Origin of the sequence: Lysobacter concretionis Ko07 = DSM 16239 (assembly GCF_000768345.1) — a bacterium.
In the GTDB taxonomy this organism is placed as follows: domain Bacteria; phylum Pseudomonadota; class Gammaproteobacteria; order Xanthomonadales; family Xanthomonadaceae; genus Novilysobacter; species Novilysobacter concretionis.
The window spans coordinates 128029-147916 of sequence record NZ_AVPS01000007.1; the positions used below are offsets into that span (position 1 = coordinate 128029).

The following is a 19888-nucleotide window of genomic DNA, read 5'->3' on the forward strand; positions in this document are numbered from 1 at the left end:
GCCCGGACTAAAGCATTGGGGCATGTGGCCGCACCCCAAGGGCGCGACGACACGGTCTGCGCGGGAAAGTTCTCCGCAAGATCAGCCGCGACGGCCCTTGATCAGCGGCAGGTCGGCGTGCTGCCAGGCCTGGACGCCACCATCGAGCCAGTAGACCTTCTCGAAGCCGGCCTTCTTCAGGCGTTTGGCCGCGCCCGCCGAGGCCTGTCCGGTGCGGCAGGTGACCACCACCGGCAGCGCCTTGACGGCCGCCAGCAGCTTGCTTTCCGGGTCGAACTGGCTCGGCTGCACCGACTTGCTGCCGGCGATGTGGCCCTTTTCGAAGTCGTTGCTGGCCGACAGGTCGATCACCAGCGCGTTGTCGCGGTTGATCAGCGCGGTCAGCTCGGCCGGCCGCAGCGCGGTGTAGCCGCGGAACAGCCGCGCCACCTCGGTGTAGACCAGCGCAAGGGTGAGGCCGACCAGCGCAATCGACAGGAGGGGATTGCGCTCGGCGAAGGCCAGCAGGAGTTCGAAGGTCACGGGATCACGGGCAGGGCAACGGGGGCGGGGATTGTCGCCCAGTGCCGGGACGGGTGCAAAAACGCGGTCATTCGCCGCCCCACAGGTCCGGCAGGTCGCTGACCAGCCACCAGCCCTTCGCCTCATCGCTCCAGCGCCACCGCTCGCGGTAGGGCACGATGCGCTCGGCCATCGTGTGCCGGTTGATCACGCCGATCTCGATGTTGCGCATCGCGGTGCCGCCCTTGAGGTTGCTGGTCGCGCCGACCTCGCGGTAGGACGATATCTGGACCTGCTCGTAGCGCTTCATCTGCAGGTCGGTCAGCGGGTTTTTCGCGCGGACTTCGGGGTCGACGAGGTTGCGCGCGCCGCCGAAATCCCCCCACCGGATCGCCCCCGACCAGGCGTACTGGGCGGTATCCAAGGCGCTCGCCGCCGGGCCGGCGCTGGCACAGCCGGCAAGCACGAGCACGCCCAGCAACGCGCACGCCAGCCATCGGAATGCACGCATCCGGGCCGGGAATGCATCGGGCTGGCAGGGGCGGGAGGAGAACGTGGCTGATGACTGCACGGGGCAAGCACTCCGGAGCGTTGGCGAAGCGGGCATCGTAACGGTCGCCGCGTACGGCCGCTCAGCGCACGATGGCGACATAGCGGGCGGTGAAGTCGGTCGCGATACGGCCATCGGCCAGCGGCACCCGCGCCACCAGCGTGGTCCGCGCACGGCCGCGCTGACGCAGGGTCGCGATGAAGCCGTCCCAGACCGCCTCCGGGGCGGCGTCCGGCGAGTCCAGCTCGGCGGTCACGTGCAAGTCGTCAAACACCGGCAGCAGGTAGCGGATCCGGCTGTCGGCGACATAGATCTCGGCATCGACGCCGGCTGCCTCGACCTTCAGCGAGACCAGCCCCCAGGACGCCAGTGTCATCAGCGAGGCCAGGCTGCCGCCGAACGCGCTCCCCTTGTCGTTCACATTACGTTCCAGCGGTGCGCTCAACTGCAGGCGCTGGCCGTCGTAGCCGCGGATCTGCGGTTCCATCGCCACCACCGGCGGCATCGATTGGAAATGGTGTTCGAGGCGTTGCAGGGCATCGCTATAGGGCATGGGAGCTCTGTTCGGCCGGGCTTGCCGGCAAGTCGGAATGGGCGACGGGACGCATGCAGTGCGTTGCGGTGCATGCCAAGCTGTTGCGATGTCATCGTCATCGCGCTCGTCGCCCGCCGCATGGTACGTGATCTCGCTGCGCCCGCGCGGCGGCAACGAAGGTCTGCGCCGCGCCGCCGCGCGCCACGGCGGCGGCCTGCTCGCGTTGTCGCCGTGGAAGCTGCAGACCCTCGATGACGCCGACAGCCGCGCAGGGTTGCGGGCGGCACTGGCGGCGAGCCGGGTGATGTTCACCAGCCCGGCCGCCGCACATGCCGCCGCGGCACTGCAGCCGATGCGGCCGCTGCCGGGCCAGGCATGGTTCGCGGTGGGTGCCGGCACCGCACTGGCGTTGCGGCGGGCCGGCGTGGACGGGGTGATATCGCCCGAGCGCATGGACAGCGAAGGCCTGCTCGCGCTGCCGGAACTGCAGCGGCTCCACGACACCACGTTGGGCCTGGTCACCGCACCCGGCGGCCGCGGCACCCTCACGCCCGCTTTGCAGGCGCGTGGCGCGCGGGTGATCCGGGCCGATGTGTACCGGCGCGTGCCGGTGACGCCCTCGCCGCGCGCACTGGCGGCGGTTCGCGGGCTGGCGGCGCCCGCGGTGCTGGCGGTGTCCAGCGGGGAGGCGTTGCAGTTGAGCGTGGACTCGCTGCCGGCGGACGTCTTGGCCCGGCTGCGCGCGCTGCCGGTGGCGGCCGCCAGCGAGCGCCTGGTCGAGCTCGCCCGTGCGCTGGGGTTTCCGCACTGCCACCGCGCGCCCAGCGCACGCCCCGCCGACCTCATCGAGGCCGCCGTGACGGCACTGGCCTGAACTCGGACCGGCCACCCATCCGGTAGCATGGACACCTCCCCCGTGCCTGCGCCCGCCGTGTCCACAAGCCTTCCCGATTCGCCTCCTCCTCGCCGCCGCCGGGCCCGGCTGTGGCGACGCCTGCTGTGGCTGATTCCACTGTTGCTGCTCACGGCCGCGGGATGGCGGGGCTGGCTGTGGTGGCAAGGCCATGAAGCCGCCGACCGCGCGACCAGCAGCGATATCGGACTGCGCCTGGACGGCTTGAACGAACGCGTCGGCGCCCTGCGTGGCGACCAGCGCGCGCAGGCGCAGCGGCTGCAGCAGGCGATCGCCACCAACCGGGTCCTGCGGGACGAACTGCTCGGCCTGGGCGAGCGCTCGGCGCTGATCGAAGACAGCTTCGCCAAGTACACCGACCCTTCGCGTCATGGCGCGCAGGCCCTGCGTCTGGACGAGGCGGAGCTGCTGCTGAGCCTGGGCCAGCAACGCCTGCTGATCGCCGGCGACCTGGACGGAGCCCGCCGCGGGTACGCGCTGGCGGCCGGCGTGCTGGCAGGCGTCGACGATCCGGCCTACCTCAGCCTGCGCCAGACCCTGGGCCAGGAACGCGCGGCCCTGGACGCCCTCGGTGGTGAGCCCCGCGCGCTCGCGCTGGCCCGGCTGGATGCCTGGGCGCAGTCCGTTGGTTCGGTGCCGGAGCCCGCCACCGTCGACACCCGCAGCCGGCCGTGGTGGCAGCGCGCGTTCGCCGGCATCGTGGAAGTGCGCCATCACGACAATGCCGTTGCCCTCGATCCGGTCAGCCGCGCCGATGCGCAGACCGGGCTGCAACTGGAAATCAGCCTCGCGCGCGCCGCCGCCGAGCGCCGCGACGACGCGGGCTTCCGCATCGCGCTGCGTCGCGTCGACGTCTGGCTGGCGCAACTGGTGACCCAACCCGCCACGTTGCAGGCCGACCGTACCCGGTTGCACGAGATCGCCGCCATGCCGCTTTCACTCTCGCTTCCGACCCTGGGTACGACACTGGCCCAACTGCGTCAATTGCGCGCTACGCGCAGGGAATCCGCCGAATGAACCTGTTCCGAAACCTGCTGTTCTGGATCGTGCTGATCCTGGTCGGCGCACTGGCTGCACAGTTGCTGGTGCAGGACCCCGGCACCCTGATGCTGGATTACCGCGGCACGCGCTACACCACCACGCTGGCCGCCGCGATATTGATCGGACTGGGCGCGTTGCTGGCGCTGTGGCTGGTCTGGAAGATGCTGAGCCTGCCGTTCAGCACCTTGCGGCGCCGCCGCAAGCGGGCTGGGCGGGCCAAGCTCATCGAGGGCCTGGGCGCACTGGAGCTGGGCCATTGGGGCCGCGCGGAGAAACTGCTGGACGAGGCGGCCCGCCACCCGGCCGCCCACGACGACGGCGTGGCCCACATCGCCCACGTGGGTGCCGCCCGCGCGGCGGCCGCACGCGGCGATGCGGCGCTGGCGAACCAGCAGCTGGATGCGCTCGCCGCCAGCCAGCCGGTGACCCGCGCGGTCATCGCGGCGGAATTGGCGCTCGACGACGACCGCCCGGCCGATGCGCTGTTGCTGCTGGAAGCCCCCAACGTGCAGCCGCTGCCGCCGCGCGGGCTGGCGTTGCGCGCCCGCGCCCTGGCCGCCACCGGCGAGGTCGGCGAGGCCTACGGCCTGCTGGGTGCGATGCGCCAGCAGAAAGCCATGCCGGCCGAACGACTGGACCGGCTGGAATCGCAATGGGCGAGCGCGGCCTTGCGCCAGGCCGAGGACGCGAATGTCCTGGCCGACCGCTGGGACAGCTTGCCCAAGGCGTTCCGGAGCGATCCCACTGCCGTGACCGCGTACGCCGAGCGCGCCGCCGGACTGCGCTGGGAGGACGCGTCCGCGAAAAGCGTGGAGCAGGCGCTGGACGAACGCTGGAACGAATCGCTGGCCGAGCTCTACGGCCGCCTGCCGATCGGCCAGCTCGACCGCCGCCGGCAGCGTGCCGAGCAATGGCTGCAGGCGCATCCGGCCAGCCCCGGCCTGCTGCTGACCCTGGCCCGGCTGGGCCTCGCGCAGGGCCAGTGGCCGCAGGCGGAGGCCTACCTGCACCGCGCGCTGGCCCAGGGCGCCGGCGGCGGTGCCTGGGAGGAGCTGGGTCACGGCTTCGCCCAGGCCGGTGACGACGCGCGCAGCCTGCTGAGCTACGCCAACGCGCTGCGTGCCAGCCGCGGCGAGGCGATCGTCGACCTGCCGGGGCGCGACCTGCGCCAGCAGATCCACGATCACGCCGTGATCGAAGAGCGCGACGAACACGGCATGCCGCGCCTGCGCGAGTAGGGCTGGACGGCGGCACCTCCAGCGTTGTTACCGACGCTGGAGAGGGTGCGGGAATTCATGTGCAGGTCGCGACGCACATCGCTCCCACGGCCGAAGTAAGTCCAGTTGGACGAGCAGGGAAAGTCCGGTTGGACGCCGACCGACTGTCGGGATCGCTCACCGTCTCTCTTGCCGACCGCCGGCTTTGGTAGGAGCGACGTGAGTCGCGACCCCACCAGATCGGCAGACGCATCGGCGCCGGGTTGCGATGGACGTATCCGAAGCTCCCGTCGTGACGGTGACTCGGCAGGCGCGGTGTCTGGCATCGGGCGGCGATGTATCGGTCGCGACCTACGTCGCTCCTACGACGGGAGGAAGTCCCCGTGGGGCGACCGAAAGAAGTCCAGTCGGACGGCCGGGCGTCACGGCCGCACTGTCCCGGATCACGGGCTTGCCGCGGTCAGCGCTCCAGGATCGCGACCACGCCCATGCCGCCGGCGGTGCAGATCGACACCAGGCAGCGGCCGCCGCCGCGTTGCTGGAGTTCCTTCGCCGCCGTCGCGACGATGCGCGCGCCGGTCGCGGCGAACGGGTGTCCGGTCGCCAGCGAGGAGCCGTTGATGTTGATCCTGTCGGGATCGATGCGGCCCAGCGGTGCATCCAGCCCGAGCCGGTTCCTGCAGTACTCCTCGCTCTCCCACGCCCGCAGGGTGCACAGCACCTGCGCGGCAAAGGCCTCGTGGATCTCGTAGAAGTCGAAGTCCTGCAGGCTCAGCCCGTTGCGCGCGAGCATCTCCGGCACCGCCACGGTGGGTGCCATCAGCAGGCCCTCGCCGTGGGCGAAGTCGACCGCCGCCACCTGGGCATCGCGCAGGTAGCACAGCGGCTCGTGGCCGTGCGCCGCCGCCCACTCGTCCGAGGCCAGCAGGCAGGCGGAGGCGCCGTCGGTCAGCGGGGTCGAGTTGGCGGCGGTGAGGGTGCCGCGGCCGGAGGTCCTGTCGAACGCCGGCTTCAGCGTCGCCAGTTTTTCCAGCGTGCTGTCGGGGCGCAGGTTGTTGTCGCGCGAGACGCCGCGGAAGCTGACCACCAGGTCGTCGAAGAAACCGCGCTCGTAGGCCGCGGCGAGTTTGCGATGGGACGACAGCGCCCACTCGTCCTGCGAGTCGCGCGAGATGTTCCACTGCTTGGCCATGTCCTCGCAGTGCTCGCCCATCGACTTGCCGCTGCGCGGCTCGGCCACGCCGGGGAAGTCGGGCTTCAGCTCGCGCAGGGAAAACCCCTTGAACGCCGCCAGCTTGCCGCGTGTGTCCTTGGCCGCGGCCGCCGCCAGCAGGCGCCGGCGCAACTCGCTGCCGTACACGATCGGCACATCCGAAGTCGTATCGGAGCCGCCGCCGATGCCGGCCTCGATCTGGCCGACGGCGATCTTGTTGGCCACGGTGATGATCGTGTCCAGCGACGTCCCGCAGGCGCGCTGCAGGGTGATGCCCGGGGTCAGCGGCGACAGCCCGGACGACAGCGCCGCCTCGCGGCCGAGGTTCCAGTCGCTGGCGTGCTTGATCACCGCGCCCATCGCCACTTCGCCCAGCTGCTGGCCGTGCAGGCCGAACTTCTCGACCAGCGCACCCAGCGTGCGCACCGACATCCCCAGGTTGCCGACATCCGCATAGGCGGTGTTCTGCCGGCAAAACGGGATTCTGACGCCGCCGAGAATGGCAACGGGTCGGGTCTGGCGCATCGGAACACCTCGTCGAGTACGCGTCGCGATCCAGCCAACGCGGGGGGCTTGCGGGAGTCCCGCAACCGCTTGCGGGCATAATGGCCGCAGTGTAGCGCCGCGCTCCAGCGCGACCAAACGCCGGCGTATATCCGCACCATCCACATGCGCGTCCAGTCACCTTCTGCCGGGTCACGCAGCGCGTTTCCGCCCCCGCATCGTCCACCAGCCAGCAGGAATCCGATGAATCCAGCCAGCAACTCCGCTTCCGCATCCGTCGCCCCCGATCTGCACGTGCTGGGGGCATTCGCCATCGAGGTGGTGGGGGCCGCGCCGGTCGGACGTGACCGGCTGGCGCAGCCCGAGGTCGGCGCGCTGGCCACCCTGGTCGCCCGCGATCTGGCGGATTTCGTGCCCGAGGCGGCGCGTCTGGAGCTGGTCACCGTCGGTGCGCATTACGACCCGGTCGAACTGCTGCGCCCCGGCTGGCCGCTGCACCGCGAGCTGGACGAGCTGGCCGCGCGCGCGCCGCGTGGCAGCCACGATGTCGATGCCGGCCGCATCATCGCGTTCGGTGCGAACGACTCGCGCCTGCCCGGCACGCTCGCACCCTCGGCGGATTTCCTCGGCGGGCCGTTGCGGCTGATGCCGTTCGTGCTGACCGGCCCGGCCGACGTCGTCGCCCGGGTCGGCGACGCGTTCGAGCACGAGCTGATCGAACGCGGCATGGCCGCCGCCGACACCGCGCTGGCGGCGCAGGATGCGTTCGGCCTGCAAGTCGAGCACGCGCGCTACCTGACCGTGCACGACCTGGCCGCGATGACCTCGATCCAGTACGAGCACGCCGGCCTGGCGCCGTTGTGGCCGCTGCTGGAAACTGCCCTGCTGCGCCCCGGCCAGCCGGCCTGGCTCGACCAGCCGCCCGAACCGCTGCTGCACTACACCGACGGCGAGGCGCGCATCGCGCTGTTCTCGCCGGCGGCCTGGCACCAGCGCTATGACGCCGACACCACCGCCGGCAGCGACGAGGAGCGGGCGCGGCAACAGCGGCGCTTCCAGCACTTCCAGGCCCGCCAGCGGCAGATGGCCGCCGTGCTGGGCGCGCACGGCATCCCGGTGCAGTTCGTCCATTGCGACCACGACACGGATTGCCGCGCCGCCTTGAGCTGAGCTGAGCTGAGCTGAGCTGGGCTGGGCTGGGCTGGGCTGGGCTGAGCTGAGCTGAGCTGAGCTGAGCTGAGCTGAGCTGAGCTGAGTTGAGTTGAGTTGAGTTGAGCGGAGCGGAACAGAGCGGAGGTCCGCCGTAGTGGCGACGTGCGACGGGGACAGCCCATGCCGCGTCCGCGGGCCGGGAAGGAGCCGACCCGCAAAACAATGCGTGCATCGCGTGCGCGGACGTGCGCGCCGTCGTCCGCCCCCTGCTCCCGTCCGGGGCCGGCGCTTCGGGCCGCGTCCCGGCGCCGCACACCCTTCGGGCCGCCTGCGCGAGAAGGAAGAATCAGGGCCCCACACCGGCAATCCGACTCAGCCGTCGAACCCGCTCTCGAATATCCGGTAGCCCGCATCGCGCATGCCCAGCGCGGCATAGGTGCGCTGGGCGATGGCGTTCCCGTGCTCGACATACAGCCGCAGGCCGACCACGCCGCGGGTGTCGCGCGCGAGCTGCTCGACATGCCGGTACAGCGCGCGCAACACGCCCTGGCGGCGGTAGCCCGGCTCCACGTACACGCTCTGGATCCACCACCAGTCGCCGTTGCGCCAGTCGCTCCATTCGCGGGTCAACATCAGGGTGCCGACCGGCGCGGTGATGGTTTCGCGGCCGCCGGCAACGGCCTCCTCCATCGCGACGAAATACCTCGCCCGCGCGGGGTCGGCGATGCCGGCCTGGACACCCGCCAGCACGGTCGCGGGCACCAGCGCCCTGCCTTCGGTTTCCTGCGCCATCGCCGCCGCCCATTGCGCCAGCAACGCGGCATCGGCGGGGTCGGCGTCGCGGATCCGCAGGCTCATCGGCGCTCGCCTCCGGCTTCGGCCAGGGCCGCCATCAACCGGCGGTGATGATGCCGCACGCCACGCGCGCACCGGCGTTGCCGGCCGGCTGGCTGGTGTAGTCGTCCTGCGCGGCATGCACGATCACCGCCTTGCCGATCGCGTCGTTGGCCGCGCCGCCGCCCAGCACCGGGCCGCTGGCGTGCGCGTCGACCGTGGCCACGCCCTTCGCATCGGCCACGATGTTGTCCATGTCGCCGGCATGGTGGTGCGCGGTGCCGACCTTGCCGTGCGGTTGGCTGGTGGGATTGAAGTGCCCGCCGGCGCTGCTGGCATCGACCGCGCTGCAGTCGCCCTTCTCGTGGATGTGGATCGCATGCGCGCTGCCCGGCGTCAGGCCGCCGATTTCGCCGCGCAGGTGCACGCCGCCGGCCATCGGCGTGACGACGAGCCGGCCGCTGACCAGGCTGCCGGACGCGGAGGCGAGGTTGACGTGCGCGCGCTGGGTGGTCGAGGTGGTGGACAGGCCGAGGACGTCTTCGGCGGACGGTGCGCTGCCGGGCGTGGTACTGCAGGCGCCGAGGGCGAGCGCGCCGAGGCTGGCGAGCAGCGCGGCCGACAACGCGCGGGTGGACAGCGGGCTGGTGGACAAGCGGGTGGTGCTCTTCATCGTGGTCTCTCCTTCGGATGACAGTGGCCGGCGCACGGTAGCGCGGCGCGGGTTCAGTACGGGTGATCAGTGGGATGAGCAGTAAGCGTGGACCGTCAGCGGGGCGCTTTGCCGACCGGTTTGAGTTTGCGGCTCAGGGTGTTGCGGCCGACCCCGAGCAGCGCGGCGGCCTGCGCCCGACGCCCGCCGGTGTGGTCGAGCGCGACCTGCAGCAGGGTGCGGTCGAAGCGCGCCAACGCGCGCGCGTGGATGTCGCCCGCGCCGGCCTCCAGCTGCGCACGCGCCCAGTCCGCCAACGGTGCGCTCCAGTCCGTGGCCGCCCGGGCCGGCTGCGCCCGGCTGCCGAGCGCGCGCTCGACCTCGGCACGGCCGATCGCCTCGGCCGGGGCCAGCGCGGCCAGCCGCCAGCACAGGTTCTCCAGCTCGCGCACGTTGCCGGGCCAGTCGTGCGCGAGCAGGCGCTCGATCGCCGGCGGGGTCAGGCGCTTGACCGGCGCGGCGAACCGGCGCGCGGCGATGGCGAGGAAGCGCTCGGCCAGCGGCACCACGTCGGCGCTGCGCTCGCGCAGCGACGGCACGCGCAGGCGCACGACGTCGAGCCGGTGCAGCAGGTCGGCGCGGAAGCGGCCATCGGCGACGCGCGCCTCCAGGTCCTGGTGGGTCGCGGCGATCACCCGCACATCGACCCGGATCAGCTCGCGACCGCCGACGCGGAAGAACTCGCCTTCGGCCAGCACCCGCAGCAGCCGGGTCTGCAACGGCAACGGCATGTCGCCGATCTCGTCCAGGAACAGGGTGCCGCCGTCGGCCTGTTCGAACCGGCCGGGATGGCGCTTGCTCGCGCCGGTGAACGCGCCGGCCTCGTGGCCGAACAGCTCCGACTCCAGCAACTCGGCCGGGATCGCGGCGGTGTTGAGGGCGACGAAAGGCTGCGCCGCGCGCGGCGACTCGCGGTGCAGTGCGCGCGCGACCAGCTCCTTGCCGGTGCCGGTCTCGCCGGTGACCAGCACCGACAGCGGCGCCTGCGCGAGACGGCCGATCGCGCGGAACAGCTCGCGCATCGCGGGCGTGCTGCCGACCAGCAGCGGCGCGTCGGGAACGGTCCCGGGCGACGACACTTCGTTGCTTCGCCCGGCGGCGCCTTCGTCCTCGCCGAGCACGCGCGCGGCCAGCGCGACCGCCTCGTCGAGGTCGAACGGCTTGGACAGGAACTCCTGCGCGCCACCGCGGAATGCGCCGGCGGTGCTGGCGACGTCGGTGTAGGCGCTCATCACCACCACCGGCAGCCCGGGCGCGCGCGCCTTGAGCTTGTCGAGCAGGACCAGTCCATCGTCGCCGGGCATGCGCACGTCGGTGAACAGCAGCGCCGGCGCGCCCTGTCCGGCCAGGGCGTCCAGCGCGGCATCGGCCTGTTCGAACTCGGCCACCGCGTAGCCGGCGTCGCGCAACGCGGTGGCGAGCACGAAGCGCACGCTGCGGTCGTCGTCGACCACCCAGATGGGTCCGCGCGGGGTGTGCGCGTGGAGGCGGGTCGGCTCAACCATCGGACGGCTCCGTGCTGCGCATCGGCAGCAGCAAGGTGAATACCGTGCGTCCGGGCCGCGAGCGGTACGCCAGCGAGCCCCGATGCTCGCGCGCGACCTGCTGCGCCAGCGCCAGGCCCAGCCCGCTGCCCTGCGCACGGCCGGACACCAGCGGCAGGAACACGCTTTCGGCCAGGTCCCCGGGCACCCCGCGGCCGTCGTCGGCGATCTCCAGCCGCAGCGCGACCGGATGCAGTGCCTCGCCGATCCGCAGCGCGTGCTCGACCCGGGTGCGCAGGCTGACCGTGCCGGCCCCGGCCTCGATCGCGTTGCGCACCAGGTTCCACACCGCCTGGGTCAGCCGGTCGGCATCGCCGTCGAACTCGGGCAGGCTCGGGTCGTAGTCGCGCACCAGCCGCACCGCCCAGCCGGCATCGCTTTCGGCCAGCCGCAGCACCCGCTCCAGCACCGCATGGATGTTGAGCGGCGCGTGCGGACGCGGCGGCGCCGGGCTCAGCAAGTGGTCGAGCATCGCCGTCAGCCGGCCGACCTCGTGGTCGATCAGCCCGACCAGCTCGCGCGAAGCCTCGTCGTCCACCCGTCGCCCCAGCAACTGCGCCGCGCCCTTGAGCCCCGCCAGCGGGTTGCGCAGTTCGTGCGCGAGCCCTTTCAACGACGCCGCCAGTGCCGACGGCAGCAGCAGCGCCGGATCGTCGCCGGGAAATTCATCGACCGGGTGGGCCTCGACCAGCACACGGGCGTCCCGGTCGACGCTGAGCCACAGGTCGGCGAAGCGTTCGTCGCCGTCGGGGTGGCGCAGGTGCAGGCGGCGCAGGCGCAGGGCAGCGCCGTCGGGATCGAGCCGCGCCAACGCGTCGGGCAGACGCGGCGGACTCTCGGCGTCGAGTGCGGGCAACGGCCAGCCGAGCAGGCGACGGCGGCCGACGCCGAGCCAGCGGGCGAAGGCCTGGTTGCAGCCGGCGATGGAGCCGTCGCGGTCGAGCCACGCCAGCGGCGTGGTGAGGGTGTCGGCGGCGGGCGCAGTGGACGGCATCGCACCATCTTAGTGCAGCCGGCGGGCTTTCCACGCCGGCGACGGGGCCCCACGCGCGGCGCGTGGCGTCGATGACCGCACCGGCGAAGCAAACCGCGGTATGGCCGGGGAAAAAAGCCCCGCGCGCAAGGCAAACGGCTTCGGCGATGGAGCCGACCGCCGCATGGATGGACAAATTTTCGCCATCGATCGGGGGCACAACGGCGCCGATGCCCCGAAAAGGGGCGCCGCTGCCGCCGCCCGGCCCGTCGTCGAGGCAGAAAGTGCCGGCGGTCGGCAAGATCGGCCGGCATCCGGTGTTCCGGCCCGCGGGGCGTGGCGGGAGTCGTTCCGGCTGCGGACGGGAGCCGCGCCCGCGATCCGCAGGGCCGTGGTGGTGACGGCAAAAGCCCGACGACCAGCCCGTCACCTGTCCGCGTTGCGGCTGGCGAACCGGCACGTCATGCCGCGCGGATTCAACGCCCACGCCCGCCACAACCCGGACCGTGCGTGGGCTTTCTCGCGTGCACGGGGCGACCTGGCCGCGCGCCCCTCCGTTGCCGGTCGGACGCAGGTCCATTCCGCCACTGGCACTCCGGAAACGGCAACGGCCCGGAAATCCCGGGCCGTCGTGCGTTCGCAAAGTGAGCCGGCGCGATCAGATCGCGTAGTACATCTGGTATTCCAGCGGGTGGGTGGCGGCGCGGAAGGCGGTGACTTCCTTCATCTTCAGGCGGATGTAGGCGTCGATGAAGTCGTCGCTGAACACGCCGCCGGCCTTGAGGAAGTCACGGTCCCTGTCGAGCTCCTCCAGCGCCTGGTCGAGGCTGTGGCAGACGGTCGGGATGTTCTTCTCCTCTTCCGGCGGCAGGTCGTAGAGGTCCTTGTCGCTCGGCGGGCCCGGGTCGATCTGGTGCTTGATGCCGTCCAGGCCGGCCATCATCAGCGCGGCGAAAATCAGGTAACCGGAGTTCATCGGGTCGGGGAAACGCATCTCGATGCGTCGGGCCTTGGGGTTGGCGACGTAGGGGATGCGGCAGCTGGCGGAGCGGTTGGAGGCCGAGTAGGCCAGCATCACCGGCGCCTCGAAGCCCGGCACCAGGCGCTTGTAGGAGTTGGTGGTGGAATTGGCGAAGGCATTGATCGCGCGGGCGTGCTTGAAGATGCCGCCGATGTACCACAGCGCCATCTGGCTCAGGCCGCCGTAGCCGTCGCCGGAAAACAGGTTGACCCCGGCCTTGGCCAGGCTCTGGTGCACGTGCATGCCGCTGCCGTTGTCGCCCACCAGCGGCTTGGGCATGAAGGTCGCGGTCTTGCCGTTGCGGTGGGCGACGTTCTTGATGATGTACTTCATCGTCAGCAGCTCGTCGGCCTTCCTGGTCAGCGAGTTGAACCGGGTGCCGATCTCGCACTGGCCGGCGTTGGCGACCTCGTGGTGGTGCACCTCGACCTCGATGCCGACCGCTTCCAGCGTCTTGCACATCTGCGCGCGGATGTCGTGCAGCGAGTCCAGCGGCGCGACCGGGAAGTAGCCGCCCTTCACCCCGGGCCGGTAGCCGGTGTTGCCGCCGGCGTAGTCCTTGCCCGAGTTCCACGCCGCCTCTTCCGAATCGACGTGGAAGAACGTGTGGCCCATGTCGTTGGCGTAGCGGACGCTGTCGAAGATGAAGAACTCCGGTTCCGGGCCGAAGAACGCCTGGTCGGCGATCCCGCTGGCCTTCAGGTAGGCCTCGGCGCGCTTGGCGATGCCGCGCGGGTCGCGGTTGTAGGCCTGCATCGTCGCCGGGTCGAGGATGTCGCAGGTCAGCACCAGGGTCGGGTCGGCGGTGAACGGGTCCAGGAACGCGGTCGACGGATCCGGCAGCAGGACCATGTCGGAGTCGTGGATGCCCTTCCAGCCGCCGATCGAGGAGCCGTCGAACATCTTGCCGTCCTCGAACAGCGCCTCATCGACGATCGACCTGGGGAAGGTGACGTGGTGCTGCACGCCGCGCATGTCGGCGAAGCGCAGGTCGACGAACTCGACCTTGTGGTTCTGGACCAGTTTCTGGACGTTCTCGAAGGACATGGGGATTCTCGGGCGGCGGGAGGATGACGCGTGTTGTAACGCAAGCGGCGTGCCAAGTTCCAGGCAATGGCAAGTTGTTGATTTTCAAAGCGTATAAACCGGCCCACGGAACGATCCGCACCGTTGCGGTGCGCAATGGAGGAGCAATGCGTCAAGACGGTGCGCGACAGGCCGTTGCCGGAGGCGTGAACCGGCTGCCTCCGCGAAGGCGAGAACCAGGGCAACGTCGATGGGGCCCCGTCAGGGCGGGAACGACGGGTAAGCGTGCAATGTCGCCCGGCACCTGTGGAATGCCTGTGGAATGAGTTCCGGCCTCGCGGGAACGATGGACATCGCGCGTGCGTCGACCGCGTGCGTCGACGTTGGGCACTGCCTGTGGTCGAGCTATCAAGCCACGCTGCTCAATGCACCGATCCTCTCTGCCGCTCGGGCTGACGGTCCGCGCAACCGCGGGTGGCGGTTGCCGTTATGCTTTTCCGTCATCGCGCTGCGGCATTTCACGCGCTTTCCTGATTTCCGGCTGCCCATTCCATGTCCGACACCCTCGCCGCGCTGCTGCTCGGCATCCTCGAAGGCCTCACCGAATTCCTGCCGATTTCCAGCACCGGGCACCTGCTGATCGCCCAGCACTGGCTCGGCGCGCGCTCGGATCTGTTCAACATCGTGATCCAGGCCGGCGCGATCCTCGCCATCACGCTGGTGTTCCGCGAACGCCTGTGGGCGCTGGCGACCGGCCTGCGCGAGCGGGAGAACCGGGTCTATCTGGGCAAGATCGCGGCCGCGTTCCTGGTCACCGCGCTGGTCGGCCTGCCGGTGCGCCTGCTGGGCTGGGAGTTGCCGGAAACCGTCTCGCCGATCGCGGTCGCGCTGATCCTGGGCGGCATCTGGATCGTGTTCGCCGAGCGGGTCGCGGCAGGGCGGCCGCCGTCGGCGAAGATCACCTGGACGGTGGCGATCCTGGTCGGCCTGGCGCAGGTGCTGGCCGGGATCTTCCCCGGCACCTCGCGCTCGGGCGCGGCGATCTTCATGGCGATGCTGGCCGGCACCGGGCAGCGCTCGGCGGCGACCGAATTCGTGTTCCTGGTTGGCATCCCGACCATGTTCGCCGCCAGTGGCTACGCGCTGCTGGAGTACTTCCTCAAGGGCAGTGGCGCGGCGGGCGGCGGCGAGGCCTGGGGCGAGCTGGCGCTGGCGTTCGTGGCCGCCAGCGCGACCGGTTTCATCGCGGTGCGCTGGCTGATGGGCTACATCAAGCAGCACAGCTACACGCCGTTTGCGGTCTACCGGATCGCGCTGGGCGTGGCCCTGCTGCTGTGGCTGCCGGCCGGCGCGTGAGCGCCCGGTTGCCGGTGCTGCCGTCCGGCCTCAGACGTCCGGATTGAGGGTGTAGGTCGCGTAGGTCGCCGCCTCGGCCAGGATGTGGCCGTGCATCGCGGCCATCGCCTCGGCGCCGGTGAAGCGGTCGGGCACCGGCAGGCGTTCGATATCCAGCGCGAACACGCGGAAGAAATACCGGTGCAGGCGCAGGTCGTTGGGCGGCGGGAATGCGCCGTCGTAGCCGTACCAGTCACCGGCCATCGTCGGGTCATCGGCGAACCAGCCGGTGTAGTCGTTCAGGCCCTGCCGCGACCCCGCCGGGCCGGCCGGAGCGGACTTGCCGTGCGGCACGATGCCGTCGCTGCAGGCCCCGGCGGCGATCTCGCGCACCTCGGCCGGAATATCGACCATCACCCAGTGGATGAAATCGCAGCGCGGCTGGTCGACCGGGATCGACACGCCGGCCTTGCCGACCATCTCCGGCACGGTCGGCACGTCCGGATCGACGCACAGCAGCGCAAAGGATTTCGTGCCCGCGGGCACGTCGTCCCAGGCCAGGTGCGGGTTGCGGTTGGGAGCGAAACCGAAGCCGTCGGCGGTCGGCTGGCCGGCGGCGAGCTCCACCGGCAGGGGCTGGTGACGCTGGAAGCTGTTGCTGCGGATGTGCATGGCGGGCTCCGGGATGCGAGCGCACCAGTCTGCCAGAAGGCGTGGGATGGCCGGTTGGCACCCCACCCTTCCGCCGGGCGCGCTGGCGCAAGAGCTGGCCGGGATCGGGGAACGACGGGCAACAACCCGGTTGCCCGGACCTTCCTTTGCGCCACGCCTCCCGGCGCCGCCGGTTTCTAGTCCTGCGGGTAACCCAGCCGCACCGCCACCGGCGTGAGCAGCGCGAACGCATCGCCCAGCGGCTCGGCGAAATCGCGCCAGCGGCCCGCCGCCATGCGGTCCGGACCGAGCCGGCCCGGGGGCGCGTTGGCAACGCTGGTCTGCAGCGCGTTGGCGATCAGCTGGGCGATCGCGGCGGGGTCATTCTCGATGCCGTCCAGGCGCACCAGGTGGTGCGGCATCAGGTCTTTTTCGTGCAGCTCGGCCACCTGCTCCAGCACCCGGGCCAGCCAGCGGGCGGCCACTTCGGGAGACTCCAGCGCGAACGGCGCGGGCGAGCCGAACGCGATCCAGTCCAGCAGCATGTCGCGCGGGTCGCGCAGGGCGACCACCAGCAACGCCTCGGGCAGATGCTCCCGCAGTGCGAGCAACAGGGCGTTGTCCCACCACAGCAGCCAGTCGAACACCTGGCCGGGCTGGATCCCGCGGGCCGGCAGCGCGGCCTTCCATTCGCCGATCAGGCCGGCCGGATCGGCAGTGCCGCCGGACAGCGCATTGATGGTGAGGTAGCGCTGGAACAGGTCATTGGGCGGGGTCGGCCCGAAGCGGTCGCCATACAGCGGGGCGCCGGCGAGGTGCAGGGTGCCGGTGATGCGCTCGATCAGCGACCCCGGCGCGCCCCACAACAGCACCGCGGGTTGTGCCGGCCGCTCGCCAATGGTGATCTCGGGCCACTCGCGCGCGATGCTGGGCTCGGCCAGTGGCAGCCGCTGGGACACGACCTCGGCATGCAGCTCCGCCCAGGTCGCGACGGCCGCGGCGGGCTGGCCGGCGGCGTCGAAGGTGCGCCCCAGCAGTTGGCGCAGGTTGCGCCGGACCGACTCGTCGGGCGCGCGGGCGAGCAGCGCTTCGACATGGGACACCGCGGCGTCCGGATCGCGTTCCAGCAGGCGGTCGAGGATGCGCATCTCGGCGCGCGCGTGGCCGGGCTCCAGCTGGGTGATGCGGGTGGCCAATGCGTCGGCCTGCTCGGTTTCCCCGGCGACGTCGTGCACGGTGATCTGCGCTTCCAGTGCCTGCGCGCTGTCGGGCATCGCCTGCAGCCAGCGGGCGATCACCGCGCGCGCGGCATCGCCGGCGAACTCCTCGAACAGCAACCGGGCGCGCCACAGGTCCACGTGCTGCGGATGCTCGGCCAGCAGCGCATCCAGCGTGCTGCGGGCATCGTCATCGGCGCCCAGCCGGCGCCAGGCTTCGGAGAGCGCCAGGATCGTGCGGCGGTCGCCGGGCTGGGCCTGCAATGCCTGCTTCAGGTGATCGCGCGCGGCGTCGTTGCGGCCCGCTTCCAGCTCGAGCTCGCCGATCAGGCGACGCAACGCGGGGGTCGCCTCCGGGTTGGCCAGCAACGGGGCGATCTCGTCGGCCGCCTCGCCCGGCCGGCCTTGCCGGCGCAGCAGGTCGGCGATCAGCGCGCGCAGCGGCATCGAGCCGGGATTGGCTTCAAGCACGCCGCGGAACGCCTGCTCGGCGAACGCGAAGTGGCCCTTGGCCAGGTAGGCGAAGCCCAGCGAATGGCGCAGGGTCGGCTCCTCCGGCCAGCGCTTGGACGCGCTGCCGAGGATCGCCAGCGCGCGGTCCGCATCGCCCCGACGCAATGCCAGGGTGCCTTCCAGTGCCGCGATCTGCGGATGCTCGGGCGCGATGCGCGCAGCGGTGCGGGTCAGCCGGTCGGCCTCGTCCAGATCGCCTCGGCCGAGCGCCAGCTGCGCCTGCACGATGTAGGCCGGGAACTGGTTCGGGTCCAGGCCGATGCTTTCCGCCAGCGCCGCCTGCGCCTCGTCGAGCTTGCGCTCGTGCAGCAGCAGGCCGGCGCGCTCCAGATGCAGGTCGGCGTCTTCGGGCGCGAGCTGGATCGCGTGGTCAATCGCGGCGATCGCGGCGTCGCGATCACCGGCCAGGCGCAATGCATTGGCGAGCAGGCGGTGCGCGGCGGCGTCCTGCGGCTGCTCGGCGACGGCGGTGCGGGCGGCGCCCAGGGCTTCGTCGGCGGCGCCGCGACGCAGGGCGTCGATGATCGATTCGTACATGGACTGCTGCTCGTGATTCGGGCGAATCGGCCATTGTAGCGATGCCACGCCAGCCCCGCCCGGCTGCGCCCGGCAATCCCGCCTCAGCTGGCGTCGGCCAGCCGCTGGGCGATCCAGCGCTCGCCGAACCCCTCCAGATGGCCGTTTTCCAGGAACCCGCAATGGCCGCCCCAGGGCGAGATCTCCAGCCGCGCGTCGGCCGGCAGGCGGGTGGCATTGAAATCGTCGATCGGGATCACCGGATCGTCGGCGGCCATCAGGATGCTGGCCGGCACCTGCAGCCCTGCCAAGCGGTCGCCGGCGATCGAGTAGCCGTCGAAGTAGCTTTCCAGCGAGCCGTAATCGGTATTGCGCTCGACCAGCCACTGCGTCAGCGGGCGCATCCGCAGGCCCAGCACGTGGTCGTCGAAGTCGTACTGCTGCGGAAACAACGCGCGCTTGCGCTCCAGCGAGCGCCGCCATTTGTTCTCGAAATGGCGCATGTACGGGGAAAACCCCTGCTCCATCGCGTCCATCGTGCGCGAGGGATCCAGCAGCGGGCAGATCACCGCGACGTGCGCGATCGACAGCCCGGCCAGCGGCGCGCGCAGGGCCAGCCGCAGGGCGAAGTTGCCGCCCAGCGAATAGCCGCCGACGGTCAGCGGCCGCAGCGGAAAACGGCGGGCGATGTCCTGGGTGGCGTGCACCACCTCGTCGATGCGGTTGGAGTGGAACAGGCCTTCGTTGAGGTGGTGGGTGTCGCCGTGGTCGCGGAAGTTGAGCCGGAACACCTCGAACCCCAGCGCCAGCAGGCGCGCCGTGGTCAGCCGCATGTAGCTCGAGTCGACGCTGCCTTCCCAGCCGTGCAGCAACAGCGCCAGCCCGCGCGCGTCCACGCCGGGCACGGCGCTGTGCAGACCCTGCAGGCGCACGCCGTTGCCGCCGTCGATCAGGTGGGCGGTGGTGACCGCGCCGCTGGCCGCCAGCTGGTGCTCGCCCATCCACTGCCGCATGCCGCTGGAGCCCAGCATCGTCTGCAGGTGGGTATTGCGCAGCCAGCGCGGCGGACGGTAATCGGCGGCGGTCAACATCGGTGGATCCGGCTCAGCCGTTCATTGCCTCGAGGATACGCGCGCGGGCCAGTTCGGCGATGCGACGGCGGCCTTCGGTCTCGGTCGGCGCGATCGGGGCGAGGAAGTGGATCTCGGCCACGCGCGCGGGCTCACCGAGCAGGCGGATGAAGTTGCCGAGGAACCCCTCGCGCCGCGCGAACGCGACCACATGCTGCGCCGCGCCTTTTTCGCCGTACCGCAGCGCCACCGGCTGCACCAGCGCGCCGGCCTCGACCGCCGCCAGGAAGATGCGGGCGTGGAACGGACCGACCTCGCCGCCGTTGCGGGTACCGCCCTCGGGAAACACGCCGACCGAGCGGCCCTCGCGCAGGCGCGCCAGCATCTCCTGCAGCACGCCGCCGAGGGACTCGGTACTGCCGCGGGCGTGGAAGATCGTTTCCGCGCGCCCGGCCAGCCAGCCGACCAGCGGCCAGCCCTGGATCTCGCGCTTGGCCACCAGGCCCATCATCTGCTGGCTGTGCAGGGCGACGATGTCGATCCAGCTGACGTGGTTGGCGACGAACATCGTCCCGCCCGGCAGCGGCGTGCCGATCCGGCGCAGGCGGAAACCGAACACCCGCATCAGGCCGGCCGACCAGGCCCGGATCACCCGGTAGTCGAGGCGCTCGTCGCCGAGCCGCATTCCGCGCGTGAGCGGGCTGATCAGCACCAGCACGATCGGCAGGTCGACCAGCAGGTGCCACAACAGCATCGGCACCCGGTAGAGGTAGCGGAAAGCGCGCGCCAACGGCGCTGGGCGCGCCGCGACGCCGACGGGAGTCTGCGGCGTATTCATGGGGGTGAACGA

The 19888-nt window shown here is 71.2% G+C and carries 18 protein-coding genes; 5 read left to right on the forward strand and 13 right to left on the reverse strand.

Annotation, left to right across the window (positions count from 1 at the left end; all coding sequences use genetic code 11):
- Positions 1-81: 81 nt before the first annotated feature.
- The 3 genes from N792_RS09870 to N792_RS09880 form a co-directional block, all read right to left on the reverse strand.
- On the reverse strand, positions 82-522 hold the full coding sequence (locus N792_RS09870; protein WP_036194574.1) for a rhodanese-like domain-containing protein: 441 nt from the start codon (positions 520-522) through the stop codon (positions 82-84).
- A gap of 67 nt (positions 523-589) precedes the next feature.
- The gene (locus N792_RS09875) at positions 590-1012 is read right to left on the reverse strand and encodes a hypothetical protein (protein ID WP_036194576.1); all 423 of its coding nucleotides are present in this window, start codon (positions 1010-1012) and stop codon (positions 590-592) included.
- 121 nt (positions 1013-1133) lie between these two features.
- The gene (locus tag N792_RS09880; protein WP_036194578.1) at positions 1134-1604 is read right to left on the reverse strand and encodes a YiiD C-terminal domain-containing protein; all 471 of its coding nucleotides are present in this window, start codon (positions 1602-1604) and stop codon (positions 1134-1136) included.
- An 88-nt stretch (positions 1605-1692) separates the two neighbouring features.
- Here N792_RS09880 and N792_RS09885 point away from each other — a divergent pair, with 88 nt between their 5' ends.
- From N792_RS09885 to N792_RS09895, 3 genes are read left to right on the forward strand one after another with little or no spacing between them, the layout of a single operon-like run.
- Positions 1693-2460: a uroporphyrinogen-III synthase gene (locus tag N792_RS09885; RefSeq protein WP_036194580.1), complete on the forward strand. Its 768-nt coding sequence runs from the start codon at positions 1693-1695 to the stop codon at positions 2458-2460.
- 27 nt (positions 2461-2487) lie between these two features.
- Entirely contained in the window at positions 2488-3516 is a 1029-nt protein-coding gene (locus N792_RS09890; protein WP_052103915.1) for a uroporphyrinogen-III C-methyltransferase, read from the forward strand.
- A complete protein-coding gene (locus N792_RS09895) occupies positions 3513-4778 on the forward strand; it encodes a heme biosynthesis protein HemY (RefSeq protein ID WP_036194582.1) in 1266 nt (421 codons plus the stop codon). The genes N792_RS09890 and N792_RS09895 overlap by 4 nt, the downstream gene beginning before the upstream one ends.
- 439 nt (positions 4779-5217) lie before the next feature.
- On the opposite strand, the gene N792_RS09900 is transcribed toward N792_RS09895, so the two are convergent.
- Entirely contained in the window at positions 5218-6495 is a 1278-nt protein-coding gene (locus tag N792_RS09900) for an acetyl-CoA C-acetyltransferase (RefSeq protein ID WP_036194584.1), read from the reverse strand.
- Positions 6496-6717: 222 nt separating this feature from the next.
- On the opposite strand from N792_RS09900, the gene N792_RS09905 reads away from it, so the two are divergent.
- Positions 6718-7644: a hypothetical protein gene (locus N792_RS09905; protein ID WP_052103916.1), complete on the forward strand. Its 927-nt coding sequence runs from the start codon at positions 6718-6720 to the stop codon at positions 7642-7644.
- Positions 7645-7998: 354 nt separating this feature from the next.
- On the opposite strand, the gene N792_RS09910 is transcribed toward N792_RS09905, so the two are convergent.
- The 5 genes from N792_RS09910 to glnA all read right to left on the reverse strand — a co-directional run bounded on the left by N792_RS09910 (position 7999) and on the right by glnA (position 13757).
- On the reverse strand, positions 7999-8484 hold the full coding sequence (locus N792_RS09910) for a GNAT family N-acetyltransferase (RefSeq protein WP_036194585.1): 486 nt from the start codon (positions 8482-8484) through the stop codon (positions 7999-8001).
- A gap of 34 nt (positions 8485-8518) precedes the next feature.
- Complete coding sequence (locus N792_RS09915) at positions 8519-9133, reverse strand: superoxide dismutase family protein (RefSeq protein ID WP_052103918.1); 615 nt, start codon at positions 9131-9133, stop codon at positions 8519-8521.
- Positions 9134-9228: 95 nt separating this feature from the next.
- A complete protein-coding gene (ntrC, locus tag N792_RS09920; RefSeq protein ID WP_052103920.1) occupies positions 9229-10677 on the reverse strand; it encodes a nitrogen regulation protein NR(I) in 1449 nt (482 codons plus the stop codon).
- Entirely contained in the window at positions 10670-11710 is a 1041-nt protein-coding gene (locus tag N792_RS09925; protein ID WP_036194587.1) for a two-component system sensor histidine kinase NtrB, read from the reverse strand. Before N792_RS09925 ends, ntrC begins: the two co-directional genes overlap by 8 nt.
- A 637-nt stretch (positions 11711-12347) precedes the next feature.
- Positions 12348-13757, reverse strand: coding sequence for a type I glutamate--ammonia ligase (gene glnA / locus N792_RS09930; RefSeq protein ID WP_036194589.1), 1410 nt, complete (start codon positions 13755-13757; stop codon positions 12348-12350).
- 531 nt (positions 13758-14288) lie between these two features.
- Between glnA and N792_RS09935 the strand changes: the two genes are divergently transcribed.
- The gene (locus tag N792_RS09935) at positions 14289-15092 is read left to right on the forward strand and encodes an undecaprenyl-diphosphate phosphatase (protein WP_036194591.1); all 804 of its coding nucleotides are present in this window, start codon (positions 14289-14291) and stop codon (positions 15090-15092) included.
- A gap of 30 nt (positions 15093-15122) precedes the next feature.
- Here N792_RS09935 and N792_RS09940 read toward each other — a convergent pair whose 3' ends face one another.
- The 4 genes from N792_RS09940 to N792_RS09955 all read right to left on the reverse strand — a co-directional run bounded on the left by N792_RS09940 (position 15123) and on the right by N792_RS09955 (position 19876).
- Positions 15123-15743: a YbhB/YbcL family Raf kinase inhibitor-like protein gene (locus N792_RS09940; RefSeq protein WP_036194593.1), complete on the reverse strand. Its 621-nt coding sequence runs from the start codon at positions 15741-15743 to the stop codon at positions 15123-15125.
- A 176-nt stretch (positions 15744-15919) separates the two neighbouring features.
- The gene (locus N792_RS09945; protein WP_036194594.1) at positions 15920-17989 is read right to left on the reverse strand and encodes a tetratricopeptide repeat protein; all 2070 of its coding nucleotides are present in this window, start codon (positions 17987-17989) and stop codon (positions 15920-15922) included.
- Positions 17990-18072: 83 nt separating this feature from the next.
- Positions 18073-19056, reverse strand: coding sequence for a YheT family hydrolase (locus N792_RS09950; protein ID WP_191150544.1), 984 nt, complete (start codon positions 19054-19056; stop codon positions 18073-18075).
- 16 nt (positions 19057-19072) lie between these two features.
- Positions 19073-19876: a lysophospholipid acyltransferase family protein gene (locus N792_RS09955; RefSeq protein WP_036194598.1), complete on the reverse strand. Its 804-nt coding sequence runs from the start codon at positions 19874-19876 to the stop codon at positions 19073-19075.
- Positions 19877-19888: the final 12 nt, after the last annotated feature.